Raw genomic sequence first — 701 nt, forward strand, 5'->3', positions numbered from 1 at the left:
GGCAACATTAGATTTAGTTGTAATTTTATGAAAAATAAAAACTAGGGTACACATTAAAATAAGATGCATGCGTGAAATAGGAACTACAATAATCAATTTACTCGAAAAAGACAAAAGCCTCATCAAGATAATTGAGTCTCATTTATTATACACTTTACTAGCTAACAAGGCCATTCTTTGGTACGTAGCTCCATGTTTAATTTCTCTTCTGTAGCAACAAAGTTATCCTGTACTTTTAGTGGACTGCATTGCAGTTGGTGTTGGGGCTAATAGGGTAAGGGATGCGGACACCACATGCACCAGGGAGAGCAGCTGCCTTTCCGTAGTTCATTCCTTTAATGGAAGCAGCAGCAGATTTAAGGCAAGTGCATGCAGTTTTCCTGTCAGCCGGGGTGGCGGCTGCGCTGTTTAGGGCCCTAATCCCACCACAACATGCCGGGCTTGGGCCAGGACCACCCCTAAGGAAGCCAATGCACGCTGCAACCTTGCCCGAAACTAAGCCACAGGTCACGGCGGCCTCAGCATGTGGTGCAAGCACTACCATGCACATGGCAATTGCACAAGCTAACTTAACAATAGCTGAGCTTGCCATAGTTTTTCTTGTGCTTAAGAAAATTGTAGAGTTATTACTAAAAGATCAATATGTTTTTCTTTTTTTATGTTTTGCACTTTTGCTTGATGGTTTAAGAGCTTTCTTTAAG

General features: G+C 42.2%; 2 protein-coding genes. One reads left to right on the forward strand and one right to left on the reverse strand.

The genetic code is table 11. The annotated features are described in order from the left end of the window. Positions 1-235: 235 nt before the first annotated feature. A complete protein-coding gene (locus CXQ93_RS21435) occupies positions 236-550 on the reverse strand; it encodes a non-specific lipid-transfer protein (protein WP_368783656.1) in 315 nt (104 codons plus the stop codon). Between CXQ93_RS21435 and CXQ93_RS20960 the strand changes: the two genes are divergently transcribed. Next, on the forward strand, positions 471-701 hold a 231-nt coding region (locus tag CXQ93_RS20960; RefSeq protein WP_219817403.1), incomplete at its 3' end, for a hypothetical protein. The two genes, CXQ93_RS21435 and CXQ93_RS20960, sit on opposite strands and share 80 nt — an antisense overlap.

The organism is Arthrobacter sp. N199823, assembly GCF_002929705.1.
Classification (GTDB): Bacteria; Actinomycetota; Actinomycetes; order Actinomycetales; family Micrococcaceae; genus Specibacter.